This is a genomic window from Streptomyces sp. NBC_01485 (assembly GCF_036227125.1).
GTDB lineage: Bacteria > Actinomycetota > Actinomycetes > Streptomycetales > Streptomycetaceae > Streptomyces.
In genome coordinates, this window is record NZ_CP109435.1 from 3,412,935 (window position 1) to 3,428,508 (window position 15,574).

The 15,574-nt window shown below is 70.3% G+C and carries 10 protein-coding genes and 1 pseudogene; 7 read left to right on the forward strand and 4 right to left on the reverse strand.

Features of this window, described 5'->3' with window-relative positions; all coding sequences use genetic code 11:
• The first annotated feature begins 227 nt into the window (after positions 1 to 227).
• Together OG352_RS15630 and OG352_RS15635 are read left to right on the forward strand one after the other, a co-directional pair.
• Positions 228 to 1,154 (forward strand): sugar phosphate isomerase/epimerase family protein, encoded by a 927-nt coding sequence (locus tag OG352_RS15630; RefSeq protein ID WP_329217581.1) that lies wholly within the window; start codon positions 228 to 230, stop codon positions 1,152 to 1,154.
• 397 nt (positions 1,155 to 1,551) lie between these two features.
• Positions 1,552 to 1,752: a helix-turn-helix transcriptional regulator gene (locus tag OG352_RS15635; RefSeq protein ID WP_329217583.1), complete on the forward strand. Its 201-nt coding sequence runs from the start codon at positions 1,552 to 1,554 to the stop codon at positions 1,750 to 1,752.
• Between the two features lie 74 nt (positions 1,753 to 1,826).
• On the opposite strand, the gene OG352_RS15640 is transcribed toward OG352_RS15635, so the two are convergent.
• Both OG352_RS15640 and OG352_RS15645 read right to left on the reverse strand, forming a co-directional pair.
• Entirely contained in the window at positions 1,827 to 2,870 is a 1,044-nt protein-coding gene (locus OG352_RS15640) for a zinc-dependent alcohol dehydrogenase family protein (RefSeq protein ID WP_329223838.1), read from the reverse strand.
• A pseudogene (locus OG352_RS15645) lies at positions 2,830 to 3,262 on the reverse strand (hypothetical protein); the annotation flags it as partial. The pseudogene OG352_RS15645 and the gene OG352_RS15640, both read right to left, overlap by 41 nt.
• A gap of 113 nt (positions 3,263 to 3,375) precedes the next feature.
• On the opposite strand from OG352_RS15645, the gene OG352_RS15650 reads away from it, so the two are divergent.
• A complete protein-coding gene (locus tag OG352_RS15650) occupies positions 3,376 to 3,615 on the forward strand; it encodes a heavy-metal-associated domain-containing protein (protein WP_329217585.1) in 240 nt (79 codons plus the stop codon).
• A 123-nt stretch (positions 3,616 to 3,738) separates the two neighbouring features.
• Positions 3,739 to 5,991 carry a heavy metal translocating P-type ATPase gene (locus OG352_RS15655; RefSeq protein WP_329217587.1) on the forward strand — a complete coding sequence of 751 codons (2,253 nt, stop codon included), beginning with the start codon at positions 3,739 to 3,741 and terminating at the stop codon, positions 5,989 to 5,991.
• Between the two features lie 833 nt (positions 5,992 to 6,824).
• On the opposite strand, the gene OG352_RS15660 is transcribed toward OG352_RS15655, so the two are convergent.
• Together OG352_RS15660 and recD2 are read right to left on the reverse strand one after the other, a co-directional pair.
• Entirely contained in the window at positions 6,825 to 8,114 is a 1,290-nt protein-coding gene (locus tag OG352_RS15660; protein ID WP_329217589.1) for a citrate synthase, read from the reverse strand.
• 290 nt (positions 8,115 to 8,404) lie between these two features.
• On the reverse strand, positions 8,405 to 10,663 hold the full coding sequence (gene recD2, locus OG352_RS15665) for an SF1B family DNA helicase RecD2 (protein ID WP_329217591.1): 2,259 nt from the start codon (positions 10,661 to 10,663) through the stop codon (positions 8,405 to 8,407).
• Between the two features lie 273 nt (positions 10,664 to 10,936).
• Here recD2 and OG352_RS15670 point away from each other — a divergent pair, with 273 nt between their 5' ends.
• From OG352_RS15670 to OG352_RS15680, 3 genes are read left to right on the forward strand one after another with little or no spacing between them, the layout of a single operon-like run.
• Positions 10,937 to 12,049 carry a LacI family DNA-binding transcriptional regulator gene (locus OG352_RS15670; protein WP_329217592.1) on the forward strand — a complete coding sequence of 371 codons (1,113 nt, stop codon included), beginning with the start codon at positions 10,937 to 10,939 and terminating at the stop codon, positions 12,047 to 12,049.
• Positions 12,046 to 13,569 (forward strand): sugar ABC transporter ATP-binding protein, encoded by a 1,524-nt coding sequence (locus OG352_RS15675; RefSeq protein ID WP_329217593.1) that lies wholly within the window; start codon positions 12,046 to 12,048, stop codon positions 13,567 to 13,569. The genes OG352_RS15670 and OG352_RS15675 overlap by 4 nt, the downstream gene beginning before the upstream one ends.
• Positions 13,559 to 15,526, forward strand: a complete 1,968-nt coding sequence (locus tag OG352_RS15680; protein WP_329217594.1) for an ABC transporter permease/substrate-binding protein — start codon at positions 13,559 to 13,561, stop codon at positions 15,524 to 15,526. Before OG352_RS15675 ends, OG352_RS15680 begins: the two co-directional genes overlap by 11 nt.
• Positions 15,527 to 15,574 lie beyond the last annotated feature (48 nt).

Genomic DNA, 15,574 nt, shown 5'->3' on the forward strand with positions numbered 1-15,574 from the left:
CGTACCGGCTCGTCCTCGTGTCGTATCCCATGCCGTACCCGTGTCGCACCCGGTCGTGTCGGCTCGTGGCCCGCGGCGCGCGGCGCCGCTCGTGGCGTGCCTCGGCGCACGTCGCCGTTATCGGCTCTCACGGCTTTGTAGCCCCGGTCGGCGGGCCCTGTCAATGTTTTGTCCAGACATTCGGACCACCCTTGACACCCCCTTCCGAAGACCGCACCCTGGCGCCCATGACGTCGTTGTCACCTGAGTCCTCTCAGTCCTCACTTTCCCGCATCCGGGTCGGATCGGCCCCCGACAGCTGGGGCGTCTGGTTCCCGGACGATCCCGCCCAGGTCCCCTGGCAGCGCTTCCTCGACGAGGTGGCGCAGTCCGGCTACGAGTGGATCGAGCTCGGCCCCTACGGGTACCTGCCGACCGATCCCGCAATCCTCACCGCCGAGACCTCCAGGCGCGGCCTGAAGGTGTCCGCGGGCACGGTCTTCACCGGCCTGCACCACGGCGAGGCCGTGTGGGAGAAGACCTGGGCGCACGTCGCGGACAACGCGGTGCTCGCGCAGGCGATGGGCGCGAAGCATCTGGTCGTCATCCCGTCCTTCTGGCGGGACGACAAGACCGGCGAGGTGCTGGAGCCGGACACGCTCACGCCCGAGCAGTGGCGCAGCCTCACCTCGCTGACCGAGCGGCTGGGCAAGGAGGTGCGGGAGCGGTACGGGCTGCGGATCGTCGTCCACCCGCATGCCGACACCCACATCGACAGCGAGGAGAACGTCGTCCGGTTCCTGGACGGCACGGACTCCGACCTGGTGTCGCTGTGCCTGGACACCGGGCACTACGCGTACTGCGGCGGCGACAGCGTCAAGCTGATCGAGACGTACGGGGAGCGGATCGGGTACCTGCACCTCAAGCAGGTCGACCCCGAGATCCTCTCCGAGGTGAAGGCCAAGGGGACGCCGTTCGGGCCGGCCGTGGCACAGGGCGTGATGTGTGAACCGCCCATGGGAGTACCGGAGTTGGGGCCCGTACTGGAGGCTGCGGGGAAGCTGGACGTCGATCTGTTCGCGATCGTCGAGCAGGACATGTACCCCTGCGCGCCGAGCGCTCCGCTGCCGATCGCACAGCGCACGCGGGCGTTTCTTCGATCGTGCGGGGCATAAACGGGCGCCTATCGGGGTGCCGGGTTTCGCCGAGTGGGCGCGTGCGGGTTTTTTGTGGCTTGTCGCGCCCACGCGGCGGAGCCGCAGATCGGCACAGCCCCGCGCCCCTTGGGGGACTGCGGTTGCCGCTCGTGGCATGGGTGCCCGTGTGCCTTTGTCGACGCGCCCATCCCGTAGGTACCGCGTGCGCCTTTGCGGCGTTCGTGTCACAAAAGACTCCTTCGTGTCACACATGTCGCGTGTACGCGGGTCTTGCGTCACACGCGGTCAACAGCCGCTTCCCGGCAGTCACCGAGCGTCGTTCACGGGGCACTGGCTTGGTGATCGCCAGCGTGCGCCGGGCTCCCCCGGGCGGCCTCCCGGCCGCCGCCCCCGCGTACGCAGGGAGGTGCAGCTCATGACCGACCGAAGGCTCTGGTCCTACAAGGAGATCGCGGCTCACATCAAGGTGCAGCCGGACACCGTACGGTCCTACCGCAAGCACGGACTGCTGCCGGCGCCCGACCACGTCGAGGGCGGCAAGCCCTTCTGGTACGCCGACACCGTCCACGCCTGGGTCGCCTCCCGACCGGGCAACCGGGGCCGCCGGTTCGACTGATCCCCACCGGGAGGGCTCCCCCGGCCGGCGGGCCCTCCCTCAGCTCCCCCGTTTTCTCAACTCCCTCAGCTCCCTCAGCTCCACGGCTCGATGACCGTCACTCCCGCGCCCGGCGCCGTCCCCAGTGCCGCCAGTGCCTGTGGGGCGGCGTCCAGGGTGATCGTCGACGTCACCAGGAGGTCGGGGCGCAGCACCCCCGTCCGGACCAGCTCCAGCATCTGCGGGTAGGCGTGCGCGGCCATGCCGTGGCTGCCCAGGATCTCCAGTTCCAGGGCGATGGCGCGGGCCAGCGGGACGGGGGTCGTGCCGTCCGCCGAGGGGAGCAGGCCGACCTGGACGTGCCGGCCGCGACGGCGCAGGCCGTTCACCGAGGCGGCGCAGGTGGCGGGAGCACCGAGGGCGTCGAGGGAGAGGTGCGCGCCGCCGCCGGTCAGCTCACGGACCGCCGCCGCCGTGTCCGGTGTACGCGTCGCGTCCACGCATTCCGCCGCGCCGAACTTCCGCGCCAGGTCCAGGGCCTTCGGGGAGACGTCCACGGCGACCACCCGCGCTCCCGAGGCCGCCGCGATCATCACCGCCGAGAGGCCCACGCCTCCGCAGCCGTGCACCGCCACCCACTCCCCCGCCGCGACCCGGCCCTGCCGCACGACCGCCCGGAACGCCGTGGCGAACCGGCAGCCGAGGGAAGCGGCGGTGGCGTACGACAGGTCGTCGGGGATCGCGATCAGGTTCACGTCGGCGTGGTCCAGGGCCACGTACTGGGCGAAGGAGCCCCAGTGCGTGAAGCCGGGCTGGGTCTGCCGCTCGCACACCTGGTGGTCGCCGGCCGCGCAGGACGGGCAGGTGCCGCAGCCGCACACGAAGGGGACGGTGACGCGGTCGCCGGGCCGCCAGCCGGTGACCCGGTCGCCGACCGCCTCGACGACACCGGCGAGTTCATGCCCCGGCACGTGCGGCAGGGTGATGTCCGGGTCGTGGCCCTGCCAGCCGTGCCAGTCGCTGCGGCAGAGGCCGGTGGCTTCCACGCGTACGACCACTCCGTGAGGGGCGGGTCGGGGGTCGGGGACCTCCCGTACCTCAGGGGGTTCGCTGTACCGCTCGAAGACCACCGCTCGCATCTGTGCTCCCATCGTCGTCTCCGTCTGCCGGTACATCGTGGCCGGTCGCGTAGTTCCCCGCGCCCCTCGCGGGGCGCTCGTCGTCACCTTCGCTCAAGCCGAACCGTTCGTGGAAGTGCCTCAGCGGGCCCGGTGCCCACCAGGTCGCCTTCCCCGTCAGCCGCATCACTCCGCAGACGCACAGAACTCCGGCGCTTCGCGCCTCCGGGCCGAGGACCGCATCCCGCCCGGCCTGAAGGACTCTGAAGGCCGGGGCTCGTGAAGCCGAGCAGGCCGGAGAGGTGGCCGTCCTGGAAGACCCGGACCACCGCGCCGAACATCGCCGTCAGGCTCAGCGCGTTGAGCAGCACCGCCGGGAGCGGGATCAGCACGCTGCCGGTCAAGAGGACGACCCTCACACGGTCGACCCTTCTTTGGGAAATACCCCCTAGGGGTATAGTGTGAGTCAACGGGAGACCTCTCACGGTCCCGACCGCCCCACCTGTGCCGCCACGAGGAGAACGACATGACCGCTCAAACCGACACCCCGGGCTCCGTCACCACCCTCTACAAGGTGAGCGGCATGAGCTGCGGCCACTGCGAGGGCGCCGTCTCCGGCGAGCTCTCCGAGCTCTCCGGGGTCACCTCGGTGAAGGCCGTCGCCTCGACCGGTGAGGTCACGGTCGTCTCCACGGGCCCGCTCGACGACGCGGCCGTCCGCGCCGCCGTCGACGAGGCCGGTTTCGAGCTCGTCGGCCCGGCCTGAGGCACCCTCCAGCACCCTCCAGCACCCCCAGCACCCCCAGCACTCCCCTTCCTCCACCCACCGGGCGTACCGACCAGCTGATACTGGTTCCGTACGGTCCGGCCCGCTTCCTGGAGTACGGACATGACCAGCACCGCGACCGCTGAGACACCGATAGCCTCCCCGGCCTCCGGGTCCGAGGTCGAACTGCTCATCGGCGGGATGACCTGCGCCTCCTGCGCGGCCCGCGTCGAGAAGAAGCTCAACCGCGTGGACGGCGTCACCGCGACGGTCAACTACGCGACGGAGAAGGCGAAGGTCAGCTATCCGGCCGGCGTCGAGGTCGCCGACCTGATCGCGGTCGTGGTGAAGACCGGGTACACGGCCGAGGAACCCGCGCCCGTGGCCGTGCCGGAGCAGGTCCAGGAGGAGCACGGCTCCCGGGATCCCGAGCTGGCGAGCCTGCGGCACCGGCTGCTCGTGTCCGTGCTGCTCGCCGCGCCCGTCGTACTGCTCGCGATGGTCCCGTCGCTGCAGTTCGACAACTGGCAGTGGCTCTCGCTGACGCTCGCCGCGCCCGTGGTCGTCTGGGGCGGCGGCCCGCTGCACCGGGCCGCGTGGACGAACCTGCGGCACGGCGCGGCCACCATGGACACGCTGGTCTCCGTCGGCACGCTGGCCGCGCTCGGCTGGTCGCTGTGGGCGCTGTTCTTCGGCGACGCGGGCATGCCCGGCATGCGGCACCCCTTCGAACTCACCGTCTCCCGCACGGACGGCGCCTCGACGATCTATCTGGAGGTCGCCGCCGGCGTCACCGCGTTCATCCTGCTCGGCCGCTACCTGGAGGCCCGCTCCAAGCGGCGCGCGGGCGCGGCCCTGCGGGCGCTGATGGAGCTGGGCGCGAAGGACGTCGCCGTCCTGCGGGGCGGGAAGGAAGTGCGGGTTCCCGTCGACCGGCTGGCGGTCGGGGACCGGTTCGTCGTACGGCCCGGGGAGGAGATCGCCACCGACGGGACGGTCGTGGAGGGTACGTCCGCCGTGGACGCCTCGATGCTGACCGGCGAGTCGGTGCCGGCGGACGTCGGGCCGGGCGACGCCGTCACCGGGGCGACCGTGAACGCGGGTGGCCGGCTGGTCGTCGAGGCCACCCGGATCGGCGCGGACACGCGGCTCGCGCGGATGGCGCGGCTGGTCGAGGAGGCGCAGACCGGCAAGGCGGAGGTGCAGCGGCTGGCCGACCGGATCTCCGGGATCTTCGTGCCGGTGGTGCTGCTGATCGCGCTCGCCACCTTCGGCGGCTGGCTCGGCGTGACGGGTGACACGGTCGCCGCGTTCACGGCGGCCGTCGCGGTCCTGATCATCGCCTGCCCGTGCGCGCTCGGGCTCGCCACGCCCACCGCGCTCATGGTCGGCACCGGGCGCGGCGCGCAGCTCGGCATCCTCATCAAGGGCCCCGAGGTGCTGGAGTCCACGCGCCGCGTCGACACCGTCGTCCTCGACAAGACCGGGACCGTCACCACGGGACGTATGACGCTCCAGGACGTCCACGTCGTCGACGGGACCGACGAGCGGGAGCTGCTGCGGCTCGCGGGCGGCCTGGAGCACGCCTCCGAGCACCCGGTCGCGCGGGCGGTGGCGGCGGGCGCCGAGGAGCGGGTCGGGGAGCTGCCGGTCGCCGAGCGGTTCGAGAACGTGCCCGGGCGGGGCGTGCGGGGGCGCGTGGCGGGGCGCGAGGTGGCCGTGGGCCGTCTCTTCGAGACGGTCCCGGACGCGTTGGCGCGGGCCAAGGACGAGGCCGAGCGGGGCGGTCGTACGGCCGTCCTCGTCGGGTGGGACGGAGTGGCGCGCGGAGTGCTCGCGGTCGCCGACGCGGTGAAGGAGACCAGCGCGGAGGCGGTGCGGGAGCTGCGCGCGCTGGGGCTCACGCCGGTGCTGCTGACCGGGGACAACCGGGCGGTCGCGGAGGCGGTCGCGCGGGCCGTGGGGATCGACCGGGTGATCGCCGAGGTGCTGCCCGAGGACAAGGTCGCCGTCGTGCGGGAGCTGCAGGGCGAGGGGCGGGTCGTCGCGATGGTCGGGGACGGGGTCAACGACGCGGCGGCGCTCGCCACGGCCGATCTGGGGCTGGCCATGGGGACGGGGACGGACGCGGCGATCGAGGCGAGCGACCTGACGCTGGTGCGCGGGGATCTGCGGGTGGCCGCGGACGCGATCCGGCTGTCCCGGCGGACGCTGGCGACGATCAAGGGGAACCTGGTGTGGGCGTTCGGCTACAACGTGGCCGCGTTGCCGCTGGCCGCGGCCGGACTGCTGAACCCGATGATCGCGGGCGCGGCGATGGCGTTCTCGTCGGTTTTCGTCGTGACCAACAGCCTGCGGCTGCGGACCTTCAAGTAGGACCGCCATATCTTCAACTGAGACCGTGCCTTTGTCCGAGACCCCTGGAGTCCTGCGCGAGCCTCACATAAGCTCTTCACAAGGCTCCCGCATCATGCTTACGCTTGGGCCTCGATCGCCGTATCCGGTCTCTTGCGCATCTAACGGACATATGCAAGAGACACAGATCACAGTGATGGGAACGTAACCATCGAAGGGGCTCGAAGGTCTAAGTTGACGGTGTCAGGAAGCGTCTTGGGGGGCGTGACCTGACGTCTGGGGAATGTCTTGGGGGACTTCCTCGGAGATGCGTTGCCGGGGCAGTACACCGGGAAGCTTTGAGCGGCCCTCCCAACGTGCGCTGTCCCGGCAGATCGCACACGCGGTAGTACGGCGAGTTCTGCTCGTTCTGCTCAACCGCGGGCACGACAACCGAAGATGGTCACGTAGAACCGAAGCGCAGCCGAAGCACGTACAACCGAAGATGGTTACGAACAGCGAATTCAGGCGCTGTCCTCACAACGCCCGGCCGGATCCCGTGGGGGGAATCCGCACCGGGACATGGGAAGGCGCCCTGGTCGTCGGCCCGTGGGGGGACCGCCGCCGGGGCGCCTTCCGTATGCCTTGCGCCAAGCGCCGCGCGCCATGCGCCACACGTCGTGCGTCTTACGTCGTATGCGTTACGGCTTCTGCGAGAGGCCGCGCATCTCACGCCTCACGCGAGACTCCGCCCCGCCCAGGCAGCCGTCCTGCCTCCTGCCCGGGCGACGGTGACCACGGAGCTCCCCGAACCCGCAGCGGGCTCGACCCCGGCGACGGGGCGCCCTGCCGAGCGGCGCCCCCATCGGCAGGTGTCAGCGCTCCTCGACCGGGACGAAGTCGCGCTCGACGACGCCGGTGTAGATCTGGCGGGGGCGGCCGATGCGGGAACCCGGCTCCTTGATCATCTCGTGCCACTGGGCGATCCAGCCCGGGAGGCGGCCGAGGGCGAAGAGGACCGTGAACATCTCGGTCGGGAAGCCCATGGCCCGGTAGATCAGGCCGGTGTAGAAGTCGACGTTGGGGTAGAGGTTGCGCGAGACGAAGTAGTCGTCGGAGAGCGCGTGCTCCTCCAGCTTCAGGGCGATGTCCAGCAGCTCGTCGGACTTGCCGAGGGCCGAGAGGACGTCGTGCGCCGCCGCCTTGATGATCTTCGCGCGCGGGTCGAAGGACTTGTACACCCGGTGGCCGAAGCCCATCAGGCGGACGCCTTCTTCCTTGTTCTTCACCTTGCGGATGAAGGAGTCGACGTCGCCGCCGTTGGCCTGGATGCCCTCGAGCATCTCCAGCACGGACTGGTTGGCGCCGCCGTGCAGCGGGCCCCACAGGGCGTTGATGCCGGCCGAGATCGACGCGAACATGTTCGCCTGCGACGAGCCGACCAGGCGGACCGTGGACGTGGAGCAGTTCTGCTCGTGGTCCGCGTGCAGGATCAGCAGCTTGTCGAGCGCGGAGACGACGACCGGGTCGAGGTCGTACTCCTGCGCCGGCACCGAGAACGTCATGCGCAGGAAGTTCTCGACGTAGCCGAGGTCGTTGCGCGGGTAGACGAACGGGTGGCCGATCGACTTCTTGTACGCGTACGCCGCGATCGTCGGAAGCTTGGCGAGCAGCCGGATCGTGGAGAGGTTGCGCTGCTTCTCGTCGAACGGGTTGTGGCTGTCCTGGTAGAACGTGGACAGCGCCGAGACGACCGACGACAGCATGGCCATCGGGTGCGCGTCGCGCGGGAAGCCGCGGTAGAAGTTCTTGACGTCCTCGTGCAGCAGGGTGTGCTGCGTGATGTCGTTCTTGAAGACGGTGAGCTCGTCGACGGTCGGCAGCTCGCCGTTGATCAGCAGGTAGGCGACCTCGAGGAAGGTCGACCGCTCGGCCAGCTGCTCGATCGGGTAGCCGCGGTACCGGAGGATGCCCTGCTCGCCGTCCAGGTAGGTGACGGCGGATTTATAGGCGGCTGTGTTGCCGTATCCGCTGTCCAGGGTCACCAGACCGGTCTGGGCGCGGAGCTTCCCGATGTCGAAGCCCTTGTCGCCGACGGTGCTGTCGATCACCGGGTAGGTGAACTCTTCGCCGCCGAACCGCAGTACTACAGAGTTGTCGCTCACGTCATCCCTCACCGACGTTGTGCCTCTTCTTCGAGGTTGCCCTGACTGTCTCTACCATCCCCCATTTGGCGCAGGAGAGTGCACTCGGGGTCGACCATTGGGCGTATTGGCGGCACTCAGTGCCGCCAACTAGCTCATCCTGCCGCCTTCGTCACGGCGGGGGAAGTCCCCTGTGACCTTTGTGACTCATTTGATCGATCATTTTTTGTGGTCACCTGCCATTGACCGGCCCGCCCAACCACCGGTCCACCGGCCTGCCGACCTACCGGCCCACCGGCCCCACCCGTCGCTCACTGCCGCGCGAGCCTGAAATCGAGGGCTGTGCAGCGGCGGCCCGCCGACACCGTGCGCACCGCCTGGCCGATCGCCTTGCGTGAGCCGACGAGCACGACCAGCTTCTTCGCACGGGTGACGGCCGTATACAAAAGGTTCCGCTGGAGCATCATCCATGCTCCCGTGGTGACGGGGATCACCACTGCGGGATATTCACTCCCCTGTGAACGGTGGATCGTCACCGCGTACGCGTGGGCCAGTTCGTCCAGTTCGTCGAACTCGTACGGAACCTCCTCGTCCTCGTCGGTCAGGACCGTGAGGCACTGCTCGACCGGATCGAGCGAGGTGACCACGCCCACGGTGCCGTTGAAGACGCCGTTCTTCCCCTTGTCGTAATTGTTGCGGATCTGGGTGACCTTGTCGCCGACGCGGAAGACCCGGCCGCCGAACCGCTTCTCGGGGAGGTCGGGGCGGCCGGGGGTGACGGCCTGCTGGAGCAGGCCGTTGAGGGCGCCCGCGCCGGCCGGGCCGCGGTGCATGGGGGCCAGGACCTGCACGTCCCGGCGCGGGTCGAGGCCGAACCTGGCCGGGATGCGGCGGGCGGCCACGTCCACCGTGAGGCGGCCGGCCTCCTCCGTGTCGTCCTCGACGAAGAGGAAGAAGTCCTTCATGCCGTCGGTGAGCGGGTGCTGCCCGGCGTTGATCCGGTGCGCGTTGGTCACCACGCCCGACTGCTGGGCCTGGCGGAACACGCGCGTGAGGCGCACGGCCGGGACGGGGCTGTCGGCGGCGAGCAGGTCGCGCAGCACCTCGCCCGCGCCGACGCTGGGGAGCTGGTCGACGTCCCCGACGAAGAGCAGGTGGGCGCCCGGCGGTACGGCCTTGACCAGCTTGTTGGCGAGCAGCAGGTCCAGCATCGACGCCTCGTCGACGACGACCAGGTCGGCGTCCAGCGGGCGTTCACGGTCGTAGGCCGCGTCGCCGCCGGGCTTGAGCTCCAGCAGGCGGTGGACGGTGGAGGCCTCGGCGCCGGTCAGCTCGGCCAGGCGTTTGGCGGCGCGGCCGGTGGGGGCGGCGAGGACGACCTTGGCCTTCCGCGCGCGGGCCAGCTCCACGATCGAGCGCACGGTGAAGGACTTGCCGCAGCCGGGGCCGCCGGTGAGTACGGCGACCTTCTCGGTCAACGCCAGCTTGACGGCGGCCTCCTGCTCGGGCGCGAGCTCGGCCTTCGTACGGGCCTTCAGCCAGGTCAGCGCCTTGTCCCAGGCCACGTCCCGGAAGGCCGGCATCCGGTCCTCGCCGGTGCGCAGCAGGCGCGAGAGCTGGGCGGCGAGGGACAGTTCGGCGCGGTGGAAGGGGACCAGGTAGACGGCCGTGACGGAGTCTCCTCCGTCGGCGGCCGGGACCTTCTCGCGTACGACCCCGGGGTCCTCGCCCTCCTCCGGCGGCGTCGCGAGGTCGGCGAGGCACTCGATGACGAGGCCGGTGTCGACCTGGAGCAGCTTCACCGCGTCGGCGATCAGGCGCTCCTCGGGGAGGTAGCAGTGGCCCTGGTCGGTGGCCTGGGACAGCGCGTACTGCAGGCCCGCCTTGACGCGCTCCGGGCTGTCGTGCGGGATGCCGACGGACTGGGCGATCTTGTCCGCGGTGAGGAAGCCGATGCCCCAGACGTCGGCGGCGAGGCGGTACGGCTGGTTCTTCACCACCGAGATCGAGGCGTCGCCGTACTTCTTGTAGATGCGCACGGCGATGGACGTGGACACCTCGACGGTCTGGAGGAAGAGCATGACCTCCTTGATCGCCTTCTGCTCCTCCCAGGCGTCGGCGATCTTCTTCGTGCGTTTCGGGCCGAGGCCCGGCACCTCGATGAGCCGCTTCGGCTCCTCCTCGATGACGGTGAGGGTGTCCATGCCGAAATGCTGCGTGATGCGGTCGGCGAAGACCGGGCCGATGCCCTTGACCAGGCCGGATCCCAGGTAGCGGCGGATGCCCTGGACGGTGGCGGGCAGGACGGTCGTGTAGTTCTCGACGGTGAACTGCTTGCCGTACTGGGGATGCGAGCCCCAGCGGCCCTCCATCCGCAGGGACTCCCCCACCTGCGCGCCGAGCAGCGCTCCGACGACCGTGAGAAGGTCGGCGGCGCCTCTGCCGGTATCCACTCGGGCGACCGTGTAGCCGTTCTCCTCGTTCGCGTACGTGATGCGTTCGAGCACGCCTTCCAGCGTGGCCAGTTGCCGCTCTCCCGCCCCTGGGGCGGCCCCCGTCTGTTGGGACATGATCCGACGGTACCGCCCGGCACTGACAGCCCCGCCCGGACGGTCCTTTCCCTATCAAGCCTGCGGGCATATCCGGTCCTCCCCCGCCGATTGACCACCGCTTGGCACGGGCATGCCACCCGTTGCCGACAAAGGCAGCCCGGATCCCTTCGCACCACCGTTCATCACGATCGGGTTTCAGCCGCGTCGGAGGCTTGATTCACGGGCTTGTAATCGATTCCAATCCTTCGGTACACGTTCATGTAATCGATTCCACGAGGAGGTGGAGTGGCGATGGCGAGCATGAAGGACGTCGCTGCCGAGGCGGGGGTCTCCGTCGCCACGGTGTCGCGCGTCCTGAACGACCATCCGTCGGTCAGCGCGGACGCACGCGCGCGCGTGCTGGTCGCCGTCGAGGCGCTGGGCTACCGCCCGAACGCCGTCGCCCGGTCGCTGCGCACCGACCAGACCCGCACGCTCGGCCTGGTCATCAGCGACGTGATGAACCCGTACTTCACCGAACTGGCCCGTTCCGTCGAGGAGGAGGCCAGGGCGCTCGGCTACAGCGTGATCATCGGGAACGCCGACGAGCGGCCGGATCTTCAGGACCACCACGTACTGACGCTGCTGGACCGCCGTATCGACGGGCTCCTGGTGTCCCCCACGGACGGCGGCTCGCCGCTCATCATCGATACCGCGCGCGGGGGGACGCCCATGGTGTTCGTCGACCGGTGGATCCCGGGCGTGGACGTGCCGGTGGTGCGGGCGGACGGGCGCGCGGCGGTACGGGACCTGGTCGCGCACCTGCACTGGCTGGGGCACCGGCGGCTCGCCATCATCGCGGGCCCCGCCGCCACGACGACCGGCAGCGAGCGCGTGGAGGCCTTCCGGGCCGCCATGGCCGAGTACGGGCTTCCCCTGCCGGACGCCTACATCGGCCAGGGCGACTTCCAGGCCGAGAGCGGGCGCCGCGTCACCGAGGGCTTCCTCGACCTGCCCGAGCCGCCCGAGGTCGTCTTCGCGGCCGACAACCTGATGGCCCTGGGCGCGCTGGACGCCGTACGCGCGCGTGGGCTGCGCGTTCCGGACGACATCGCGCTCGCCGCGTTCGACGACATCCCGTGGTTCGTGCACACCGATCCGCCGGTCACGGCGATCGCGCAGCCCACGGGCGAGCTGGGGCGGGCCGCGGTGCGCGCGCTGGTCGACCGGATCGAGGGGCGGCCCCCGCAGTCCGTCACCCTCGCCGCCCGGCTCGTCGTGCGCCGCTCGTGCGGCGAGGCCGCCCCCCGGCGACAACCGGCTTCCGCTGAGCCGTCTCACGAGTCGTCTTCCGAGCCGTCCCCCGAGTCGTCTTCCGAGTCGTCTTCGGAGCCGTCTTCCGTAACGGACAGGAGTAAGTCGTGAGCAGCCACGACGAGTTGCTGCGCATCGAAGGCATACGCAAGACCTTCCCCGGGGTGGTCGCGCTCGACGGCGTCGACTTCGACCTGCGCCGGGGCGAGGTGCATGTGCTGCTCGGTGAGAACGGCGCGGGCAAGAGCACCCTCATCAAGATGCTCTCCGGCGCCTACACGCCCGACGCCGGGCGGATCCTGGCCGGTGGCGAGGAGGTGCGCATCCACGGCGCGCAGGACTCCGAGCGCCTCGGGATCGCCACCATCTACCAGGAGTTCAACCTCGTCCCCGATCTGACGGTCGCCGAGAACATCTTCCTGGGACGGCAGCCGCGCCGTTTCGGGATGATCGACCGGAAGCGGATGGAGGCCGAGGCCGCCGTCCTGCTGGAGCGGGTCGGGGTGAACGTGTCGCCACGCGCGCGCGTGCGTGAACTCGGCATCGCGTGGCTCCAGATGGTCGAGATCGCCAAGGCGCTGAGCCTCAACGCGCGCGTGCTGATCATGGACGAGCCGACCGCCGTGCTGACCTCCGAGGAGGTCGAGAAGCTCTTCGGCATCGTGCGCAGGCTGCGCGAGGACGGCGTGGGCATCGTCTTCATCACGCATCACCTGGAGGAGATCGCCGCCCTGGGCGACCGGGTCACGGTCATCCGGGACGGGAAGTCCGTCGGCCAGGTGCCCGCCACCACGCCCGAGAACGAGCTCGTACGGCTCATGGTGGGCCGTTCCATCGAGCAGCAGTACCCACGCGCGCGTGCCGAGAAGGGTGCCGCCCTGCTGTCCGTCGAGGGGCTGACGCGGGACGGCGTCTTCCACGACGTCAGTTTCGAGGTGCGCGCCGGTGAGGTCGTCGGCGTCGCGGGGCTCGTCGGCGCGGGTCGTACCGAAGTGGTACGGGCCGTCTTCGGGGCTGACCCCTACGACCGGGGAGCTGTGCGGGTCGCGGGTGACCGGCTTCGCGGGTATGACGTGAGCGCCGCGATGGCGGCCGGGATCGGGCTGGTGCCCGAGGACCGCAAGGGTCAGGGGCTGGTGCTCGACCAGTCGGTCGAGGAGAACCTCGGGCTCGTCACCATGCGGGCCGCGACCCGGGGCGGGGTCGTCGACCTCAAGGGCCAGCACGTCGCCGCCGCGCGGATCGCCGAGCAGCTCGGCGTGCGGATGGCCGGGCTCGGCCAGCAGGTGCGCACCCTCTCCGGCGGCAACCAGCAGAAGGTCGTCATCGGCAAGTGGCTGCTCGCCGACACCAAGGTGCTGATCCTCGACGAGCCGACGCGCGGGATCGACGTCGGCGCGAAAGTCGAGATCTACCAGCTGATCAACCAGCTGACGGCCGCCGGGGCCGCCGTCCTGATGATCTCCAGCGATCTGCCCGAGGTGCTCGGCATGAGCGACCGGGTCCTGGTGATGGCGCAGGGCCGGATCGCCGGCGAACTCCCGGCCGACGAGGCCACGCAGGACGCCGTGATGGCGCTCGCGGTAAGCAACCCCGTTACCACCGAACTGGAGGCCGGCAGTGGCCGCTGAAACGCTCGAGAGCACGACGGGCGCCGGTGGTGGCGCCGCGGCGGTCCGCCGTCTGCTCCTCGACAACGGCGCGCTGACCGCGCTGATCGTCCTCGTCATCGCCATGTCGGCGTTGTCGGGCGACTTCCTGACCACCGACAACCTGCTCAACGTCGGCGTCCAGGCGGCTGTGACCGCCATCCTCGCCTTCGGCGTGACCTTCGTGATCGTCTCGGCGGGCATCGACCTGTCGGTCGGCTCGGTGGCGGCGCTGTCGGCCACCGTGCTGGCCTGGAGCGCGACGCAGCAGGGCGTGCCGGTCGTCATAGCGGTCGTACTCGCCGTTGCCACCGGTGTCGCGGCCGGTCTGGTGAACGGTTTCCTCATCGCGTACGGCAAGCTGCCGCCGTTCATCGCGACGCTCGCGATGCTGTCGGTGGCGCGCGGTCTGTCGCTGGTGATCTCCGAGGGCTCGCCGATCGCCTTCCCCGACTCGGTGTCGCACCTGGGGGACACGCTCGGCGGCTGGCTGCCGGTGCCGGTGCTGGTCATGGTCGTGATGGGGCTCATCGCGGCGTTCGTGCTCGGCCGGACGTACATCGGCCGTTCGATGTACGCCATCGGTGGCAACGAGGAGGCGGCCCGGCTGTCGGGGCTGCGGGTGAAGAGGCAGAAGCTCGCGATCTACGCGCTGTCCGGTGTGTTCGCCGCCGCGGCGGGCATCGTGCTCGCCTCCCGGCTGTCCTCCGCGCAGCCGCAGGCGGCCGACGGCTACGAGCTGGACGCGATCGCCGCGGTCGTCATCGGCGGCGCGTCCCTCGCAGGGGGTACGGGCAAGGCCTCGGGGACCCTGATCGGCGCGCTGATCCTCGCGGTGCTGCGCAACGGCCTCAACCTGCTGTCCGTGTCCGCGTTCTGGCAGCAGGTCGTCATCGGCGTCGTCATCGCGCTGGCCGTGCTGCTGGACACCGTGCGCCGCAAGGCGGGGTCCTCCCCGGGGGCGGCGGGTGCCGGTCTCGGCGGCGCTCTCGGCGGCGGCAAGGGGAAGCAGGCGGCTACGTACGGGCTCGCGGCCGTGGTGACCGTGGCGATCGTCGGCGCGACCTCCTTCCTGCACGGCGGCACCTCGTCGACGGCGAACCCGAAGGTCGGGCTGGCGCTGTCCACGCTCAACAACCCGTTCTTCGTGCAGATCCAGTCGGGCGCGCAGGCGGAGGCGAAGAAGCTGGGCGTGGACCTGACGGTCACCGACGCGCAGAACGACGCCTCCCAGCAGGCCAACCAGTTGCAGAACTTCACCAGTTCCGGCTTCGACTCGATCATCGTCAACCCGGTGGACTCGGACGCGGCGAGCAACTCGGTGAACGCCGCCGACAAGGCGAAGATCCCGGTCATCGCGGTCGACCGGGGCGTCAACAAGGCCACGGTGGACGCGCTGGTCGCCTCCGACAACGTGGCGGGCGGCGAGCTGGCGGCGAAGACGGTCGCCGAGACGCTGGGCGGCAGCGGCAAGATCGTGATCCTCCAGGGGCAGGCGGGCACATCGGCGGCGCGGGAGCGGGCGGAGGGTTTCGCCAAGGGGCTGAAGGCCTACCCCGGCATCCAGGTCCTGGCCCAGCAGCCGGCCGACTTCGACCGCACCAAGGGGCTCGACGTGATGTCGAACCTGCTCCAGGCCCACCCGGACGTCCAGGGCGTCATCGCCGCCAACGACGAGATGGCGCTCGGCGCGATCAAGGCGCTGGGCTCCAAGGCCGGCAAGTCCGTCCAGGTCGTCGGCTTCGACGGCACCCCGGACGGCCTGACCGCCGTCAAGAACGGCACGCTGTACGCATCCGTGGCGCAGCAGCCGTCCGAACTGGGCAGGATCGCCGTGCGGAACGCGCTGGACGCGCTGCGGGGCAAGAAGGTCGAGGCGACGGTGAAGGTGCCGGTGAAGGTCGTCACCAAGGGGAACGTGGCGGGGTTCAGCGGCTGACATGTGACACCTGACCCCCGAGGTGTCACATTTCGCAATTGGCCATGG

Coding starts and splice junctions, on each gene's coding strand:
- OG352_RS15630 (WP_329217581.1), top strand. CDS start 228: ATGACGTCGTTGTCACCTGAGTCCTCTCAGTCCTCACTTTCCCGCATC.
- OG352_RS15635 (WP_329217583.1), top strand. CDS start 1,552: ATGACCGACCGAAGGCTCTGGTCCTACAAGGAGATCGCGGCTCACATC.
- OG352_RS15640 (WP_329223838.1), bottom strand. CDS start 2,870: ATGCGAGCGGTGGTCTTCGAGCGGTACAGCGAACCCCCTGAGGTACGG.
- OG352_RS15650 (WP_329217585.1), top strand. CDS start 3,376: ATGACCGCTCAAACCGACACCCCGGGCTCCGTCACCACCCTCTACAAG.
- OG352_RS15655 (WP_329217587.1), top strand. CDS start 3,739: ATGACCAGCACCGCGACCGCTGAGACACCGATAGCCTCCCCGGCCTCC.
- recD2 (WP_329217591.1), bottom strand. CDS start 10,663: ATGTCCCAACAGACGGGGGCCGCCCCAGGGGCGGGAGAGCGGCAACTG.
- OG352_RS15670 (WP_329217592.1), top strand. CDS start 10,937: ATGGCGAGCATGAAGGACGTCGCTGCCGAGGCGGGGGTCTCCGTCGCC.